This window comes from Pseudorhizobium tarimense (assembly GCF_022968135.1).
GTDB lineage: Bacteria > Pseudomonadota > Alphaproteobacteria > Rhizobiales > Rhizobiaceae > Neorhizobium > Neorhizobium tarimense.
Genome location: NZ_JALJRA010000030.1, coordinates 36,215 through 42,370 on the forward strand (window position 1 = coordinate 36,215; position 6,156 = coordinate 42,370).

5 protein-coding genes and 2 pseudogenes are annotated in these 6,156 nt (G+C 64.0%); 4 read left to right on the forward strand and 3 right to left on the reverse strand.

Features of this window, described 5'->3' with window-relative positions; all coding sequences use genetic code 11:
* Window positions 1-38 precede the first annotated feature (38 nt).
* Genes MUU54_RS23320 through pdeM form a run of 3 tightly spaced genes read left to right on the forward strand, consistent with a single transcriptional unit; the run spans window position 39 to window position 3,723 of the window.
* Window positions 39-386, forward strand: coding sequence for a DUF1049 domain-containing protein (locus tag MUU54_RS23320; RefSeq protein ID WP_247246339.1), 348 nt, complete (start codon window positions 39-41; stop codon window positions 384-386).
* A 50-nt stretch (window positions 387-436) separates the two neighbouring features.
* Entirely contained in the window at window positions 437-2,959 is a 2,523-nt protein-coding gene (locus MUU54_RS23325; protein ID WP_376742260.1) for a ligase-associated DNA damage response DEXH box helicase, read from the forward strand.
* Between the two features lie 32 nt (window positions 2,960-2,991).
* Window positions 2,992-3,723 carry a ligase-associated DNA damage response endonuclease PdeM gene (gene pdeM, locus MUU54_RS23330; RefSeq protein WP_247246343.1) on the forward strand — a complete coding sequence of 244 codons (732 nt, stop codon included), beginning with the start codon at window positions 2,992-2,994 and terminating at the stop codon, window positions 3,721-3,723.
* Here the strand turns inward: pdeM and MUU54_RS23335 are convergent.
* Together MUU54_RS23335 and MUU54_RS23340 are read right to left on the reverse strand one after the other, a co-directional pair.
* A complete protein-coding gene (locus MUU54_RS23335) occupies window positions 3,702-4,454 on the reverse strand; it encodes an anti-sigma factor (RefSeq protein WP_312038863.1) in 753 nt (250 codons plus the stop codon). The genes pdeM and MUU54_RS23335 overlap by 22 nt on opposite strands.
* A pseudogene (locus MUU54_RS23340) lies at window positions 4,451-5,005 on the reverse strand (sigma-70 family RNA polymerase sigma factor). The gene MUU54_RS23335 and the pseudogene MUU54_RS23340 overlap by 4 nt, the downstream one beginning before the upstream one ends.
* A 195-nt stretch (window positions 5,006-5,200) precedes the next feature.
* On the opposite strand from MUU54_RS23340, the pseudogene MUU54_RS23345 reads away from it, so the two are divergent.
* Window positions 5,201-5,985: pseudogene (locus tag MUU54_RS23345) on the forward strand (DUF4394 domain-containing protein).
* A 66-nt stretch (window positions 5,986-6,051) separates the two neighbouring features.
* On the opposite strand, the gene MUU54_RS23350 reads toward MUU54_RS23345, so the two are convergent.
* Window positions 6,052-6,156, reverse strand: a 105-nt coding sequence (locus MUU54_RS23350) for a TIGR02186 family protein (RefSeq protein ID WP_247246344.1), incomplete at its 5' end; no start/stop codon positions are given.

Sequence of the window (6,156 nt, forward strand, 5' to 3'; positions counted from 1 at the left end):
GCGAGAATGAGCCCCAGGCTTAGACGAGGCGGAGACAGATGACAAAGCTCAAGAAGATCCTCACCCTGCTGATCCTGGTGCCGCTCGGCGTGCTGCTCATCGTCCTCTCAGTCGCCAATCGGCAGAGCGTGACGCTCGCACTCAACCCGTTCCGCCCGGCAGACAGCGTTCTTTCCCTTACTGCCCCATTCTTCCTCTTCCTGCTCCTTGCGCTCATCCTTGGCATGCTGATCGGCTCGATCGGTACCTGGTGGACGCAAGGGCGGTACCGCAAGCAGGCTCGCATTGAGGCACGCGAGGCGATCAAGTGGCAGACAGAGGCTGACCGGCAGAAGGCCCAGTCGCCGGCCGTTGTGCCTGCAGGTCCGGCGCTCCCTCGCAACTGACGCGGTGCTGAACCTCTTCCTTTCAGACGCGGCTTGCTTATCTTTTCGCCGTGGATCTCGTCGAAACCTCATCCGCCGGCCGTGACGCCGCCACTCTGCCCCGGCCGTTCCTGAAATGGTTCGCCGAGAAGGGCTGGGCGCCGCGTGCCCATCAGCTCGAGCTGCTGGCGAGGGCGCAGGGTGGCGAGAACATGCTGCTGATCGCGCCCACCGGCGCTGGGAAGACGCTCGCGGGCTTTCTGCCGTCGCTTACCGATCTCACGAACCGGGGCAAGATCACTCCGGGCTCCGCCTTTACCGGCATCCACACGCTCTACATCTCGCCGTTGAAGGCGCTGGCGGTCGATATCGAGCGCAACCTGATGAAGCCCGTCTCGGAGATGGGCCTGCCGGTGACCATCGAGAATCGCACCGGCGACACGCCACAGGCGAAACGACAGCGCCAGAAGCTGACCCCGCCCGACATCTTGTTGACCACGCCCGAACAGGTCGCGCTGCTGCTCGCCAACAAGGAGGCGGAGCGCTTCTTCAAGGACCTGAAATACGTGGTCCTCGACGAGCTGCATTCGCTGGTGGCGTCGAAGCGAGGACACCTGCTGTCGCTCGGCCTTGCCCGCATCCGCCGGCATGCGCCGCAGATGCAGACGATCGGTCTGTCTGCCACCGTCGCGGATCCGATGGACCTGCAGCGCTGGCTGGTGCCTCAAGGGGAGGACACTTCGCCCCCAGCCGGCCTTGTCCATGTGCAGGGCGGCGCCGCCCCCGACATCACGATCTTGGATACCGACAAGCGCATCCCCTGGTCGGGCCATGTCTCCACCTATGCGATCCCGGAGGTCTACGAGGAGATCAAGCGCCACAAGACGACGCTGATCTTCGTCAACACCCGCTTCCAGGCCGAACTCCTGTTTCAGGAGCTCTGGACGATCAACGAGGACAACCTGCCGATCGCGCTCCACCACGGCTCGCTCGATGCGGGCCAGCGGCGGCGTGTGGAAGCGGCCATGGCGGCCAACAAGCTGCGCGCTGTGGTGGCGACCTCCACCCTCGATCTCGGCCTGGACTGGGGTGACGTCGATCTTGTCGTCCATGTCGGTGCGCCGAAGGGAGCCTCGCGCCTTGCCCAGCGCATCGGCCGCTCCAACCATCGGATGGACGAGCCGTCCAAGGCAATTCTCGTGCCGGCAAACCGCTTCGAGGTCATGGAATGCCAGGCGGCGCTCGATGCCAATTATCTCGGCGCCCAGGATACGCCGCCAGTGGGGGAGGGGGCGCTCGACGTGCTCGCCCAGCACATCCTCGGCATGGCCTGCGCCAAGCCATTCGATCCGCTGGAGCTCTATGAGGAAATTACCAGCGCCTCGCCCTACGCCGAACTATCCTGGGAAATGTTCGAACGCGCCGTCGATTTCGTCGCGACCGGCGGCTATGCGCTCCGCTCCTACGAACGCTATGCCAAGATCCGCAAGACGCAGGAGGGCCGCTGGCGCGTCTCCAACCCACAGGTCGCGCAGCAGTACCGTCTGAACCTCGGCACCATTGTGGAAGCGACCGAACTCAACGTCCGTCTGGTGAAGCGCAACGCCAAGGGAACTCTCGGGCGCGGCGGGCTTTCTCTCGGAAAGGTAGAGGAATATTTCCTCGAACAGCTGGTGCAGGGCGATACCTTCCTCTTCGCCGGTAAGGTTCTCCGCTTTGAAGGCATCCGCGAAAACGAGTGCCTCGTCTCCAATGCCTTCTCCATGGACCCGAAGATCCCGGCCTATGCTGGAGGCAAGTTTCCGCTCACCACCTATCTGGCGGATCAGGTCCGCGGGATGTTGGCTGATCCGAAGCGGTGGCAGGCACTTCCCGACCAGGTCCGCGAGTGGCTGGAGATTCAGCAGGACCGCTCGATGCTGCCGAGCAAGGACGAACTGCTGATCGAGACCTTTCCGCGCGGCAAGCGCTTCTTCATGATCGCCTACTGCTTCGAGGGCAGGCTTGCCCACCAGACGCTCGGAATGTTGCTCACCCGCCGGCTGGAGCGTCTCGGCGCCCGTCCCCTCGGGTTTGTCGCGACTGACTATTCGCTCGCCGTATGGGCGCTAAATGACATCGGCGGAATGCTCGACGGCGGCCGCATCAGCCTCACGGACCTCTTCGACGAGGACATATTGGGCGACGATCTTGAGGCCTGGCTCGACGAAAGCTACATGTTGAAGCGCACCTTCCGCAATTGCGCCGTGATTTCCGGCTTGATCGAACGGCGTCACCCGGGGAAGGAAAAGACGGGTCGCCAGGTGACGGTATCGACCGACCTCATCTACGACGTTCTCCGCAGCCATGAACCGGATCATATCCTGCTGGAAGCGACGCGGCGGGATGCGGCAACCGGTCTTTTGGATATCGGGCGGCTTGGCGATATGTTGGCGCGAATCAAGGGGCACATCACCCACCGCGATCTCAACCACGTTTCGCCGCTCGCCGTTCCCATCATGTTGGAGATCGGCCGGGAATCGGTTCCGGGAGAGGCGCAGGACGCGGTGCTGCAGGAAGCCGCCGAGGAACTGATTGCGGAGGCGCTCTCCTGATGCCCTTCGCGCCATGGAAAGACAGACGCTTGATGCACCGCCTCGGGCTTGCCGCCCGTACAGCAGCTTTGACGGGCCGCGAGGCTGGATCGGAAGAAGCCGTTGTCCACGGCGTGGCAGCGGTCTGCGATCCGCTGGGCGCACTTTACCTGCCGGACGCCGGTGCGCTGGTTGTTTCGGACCTCCACCTCGAGAAGGGCGCGGCCTTCGCACGCCGCGGCATGATGCTGCCGCCCTACGACACGATCGCGACGCTCAACATCCTGGCCGCAGTAATCGCACGCTATGATCCGAGAACCGTCATATCGCTCGGCGACAATTTCCACGACCGCAAGGGATCAGCCCACCTGCCGGACGACCTCAGGGCGCTGGTTGGCGCGATGGGCCGAGGCCGCGACTGGATTTGGATCAACGGCAATCATGATCCGGACGGCACGACCGATCTTCCGGGCACCTCCGTCGATGAGCTGCTTTATGGCGGCCTCGTCTTCCGCCACGAACCGAGCCTCACGTTCGGCAAGGGCGAGGTTGCCGGTCACCTGCACCCGTCCGCGACGGTCCGCCGCCGGGAGAAATATGTTCGCCGCCCCTGTTTCGCCACCGACGGCCTGCGGCTGCTGATGCCAGCCTTCGGCGTGCTGGCCGGCGGGCTCGACCTCAACCACAAGGCCATGCACGGCCTCTTCGACCGCCAGGCACTCGTCGCCCATCTGCTCGGCCGCGACCGCATCTATTCCGTCCGCTACGCCAATCTTCTCGGCTGAACTATCGGGCGGTTGCGCAAATCCCTTGGCGAGAACCGGTCCGGTCGGACGACCGGTCGGCGAACCTCTGGCATCCTACAGCGTGATCTCGTAGAGCTGCGAAGCCTGCGGCAGGGGAAGTGGCGGCCCTTCCAGGCGTGATGCCTCCCATCCTCCAGAAGGCCGAGCGAAACAGGCCCCGTCTCCTGCGAAGGTAGCGTCCAAACCTCCACCGCCTTGTCCGCCGGCACGCGGATGTCGGCGAGAAGGCGGATCTGAGCTGTGTCGTTGCCGAAATCCTCTACCACCGCCTGCACCTCGCCCGCCTCGTTCAGAAGCACGGCGATCACGACGGGGTCCGCGTGGCGCCCGAGGCTCCAGGTCAAGGCGACGGCTAGCACCAGTGAGGCGGCCATTGACGAGAGGGCGGCTGCCCGCCAGCCGGCGCGGCGATTGTCGTTGGCAGCGGCGGTGAGCGCAGCTTCCGGTGCAAGTGTCGCGCCTCCAAGCGGCACGGCGGCATCGCCATCTGATAAGCCAGCTTCAATCCTTGCCCAGAGCCCCACCGGCACGTCGACCAGTTCCACCGTCAGGTCGAGCGGCAGGTAACGCTCTTGGCTTGCGGCGATCGCTGTACGCAATGCCGGATTCCGCTCGCTCTCTTGTTCCAGCGCCTGCTGCTCCGCCCGGTCGAGTAGGCCCAGCACGTATTCATCAGCAATCTCTGGGATGGTGGCGTTGTCGAACCTCATGCCATGCACTCCCGCAGTGCCGACAGGCCGCGGCGGATCCACGATTTCGTCGTGCCGAGCGGCAGCTTCAGCCGTCCGGCGATCTCGCCATGCGTATAGCCGCCCACATAGGCGAGCAGGATCCCGCGGCGCTTCCTCTCGTCGAGCGCGCCAAGGCGCTCGTGAAGTCGGCTGTTGCGGTCGAGCGCCTGCCAGGCGGACAGGATATGCTTCATCTGCTCGTCCTCGCGCAGCGCCTCGAGCCGATCCTCCTCCACCGTATCCTCCCGCCGCCCGTCTCTTAGAACGTTTAAGCGCGCGGTTGCGCACGATCGCGTAAATCCAGCCGCGCGTCGATCCGCGGCTGGCGTCAAACTGCTGGGCGCTGGTCCAGATGCGAAGGAACGCTTCCTGCACGACTTCTTCGGCCAGATCGCGCCGACGCAGGATCCGCTCTGCCAAGGCAATCAACCGCCCTGCTTCTTATCGAAAATCTGCTCCAACGCGCTGCGCTCGCCGCGGCCGCAGGCAACAAGCAGCACGGCCAGATCGTCGGTGGGCAGTTCTGCCAAGCTCTAGTCACGTCTCACGCATCCACGTTTTCGTCATGCCACTAATACACATCGTGACGTCTTCCGGATGCGCCGCAGAATTATTTTTTCTGAACTGCATCCAAACGCATCCGCTGGCGAGTCTTCCCTGTGAGGCAGGGCAGTATCAAGCGTCGATTGCCTCTCAACGCTCGATCAACGGGAGAAAAGACATTGATGAAATTGTGCACAGTTCCGATCGCCCCCAGCGTTCTCGCCGCCACTTCGGTTGCTGCATCCGCCGCGCCGGTGGTTGGTCTGGTCGGCGACAAGACGCTGGTGATGTTCGACACTGACAATCCGCCCGTCTCTGAAACCATGGACGTCTCCGGCGTCGACCGCATCGTCGGCATCGACCTTCGCCCGTCCAACAACACGCTCGTCGGCGTGACGCCGGACAGCACCATGGTCACGATCGGCATGGAGACTGGCGCCGCAACCGAGGTCGCCAAGATGGACAAGCCGCTGACCACCGGCGATGCGCCCGTCGTCGTCGACTTCAATCCGATGGCCGACCGGCTGCGTTACATGACCGGCACCACCAACCACCCGTTCATCCCGATACCGGCGAGGTGACGGTCGACGGCAGCCTCGCATTCGAGGAGAGCGACATGCACAAGGGCGACGAGCCGAACATCGTCGCCGCCGCCTACATCAATTCCCATGGAAGGCCTGAAAAGACGGCGATATACAATATCGACGCCACCATCGGCGGTCTCATCCAGCAGACCAAGCCGAACGACGGCACGTTGACGGTACTCGGCAAGCTCGGTGGCGAGGGCATGCCGGCGACCTACGCCTTCGACATGCAGACCACGGCCGATGGCGAGAATACCACGTGGCTGGTAGCAGACGGTGCGCTTCATACTGTCGATCTCGAAAGCGGTAAGGCAACGAAGACCGCGGACATCACCGGCGCCGACGGCGACATCCGCGACATCGCCGTTCTTCCGGCGATGTAACGCGACCGGCAAGGCCGGGCCGGTCGCAACCGGCCTTCCTCTCCGAAGCGAGGTCCAGGGTGCCGCTCAGTCCTTGCGGAACATCAGGCTGGCGCCCCAGCCGGTGAACAGGGCCATCAGCACGCAGCCCATGCCGTAGAGAACGGGCCGGTTATGCGCCGCATCCGTGAT

Excerpts from the sequence above, each read along its gene's own strand:
- MUU54_RS23320 (WP_247246339.1), top strand. The coding sequence starts at position 39 with ATGACAAAGCTCAAGAAGATCCTCACCCTGCTGATCCTGGTGCCGCTC.
- pdeM (WP_247246343.1), top strand. The coding sequence starts at position 2,992 with ATGCACCGCCTCGGGCTTGCCGCCCGTACAGCAGCTTTGACGGGCCGC.
- MUU54_RS23335 (WP_312038863.1), bottom strand. The coding sequence starts at position 4,454 with ATGAGGTTCGACAACGCCACCATCCCAGAGATTGCTGATGAATACGTG.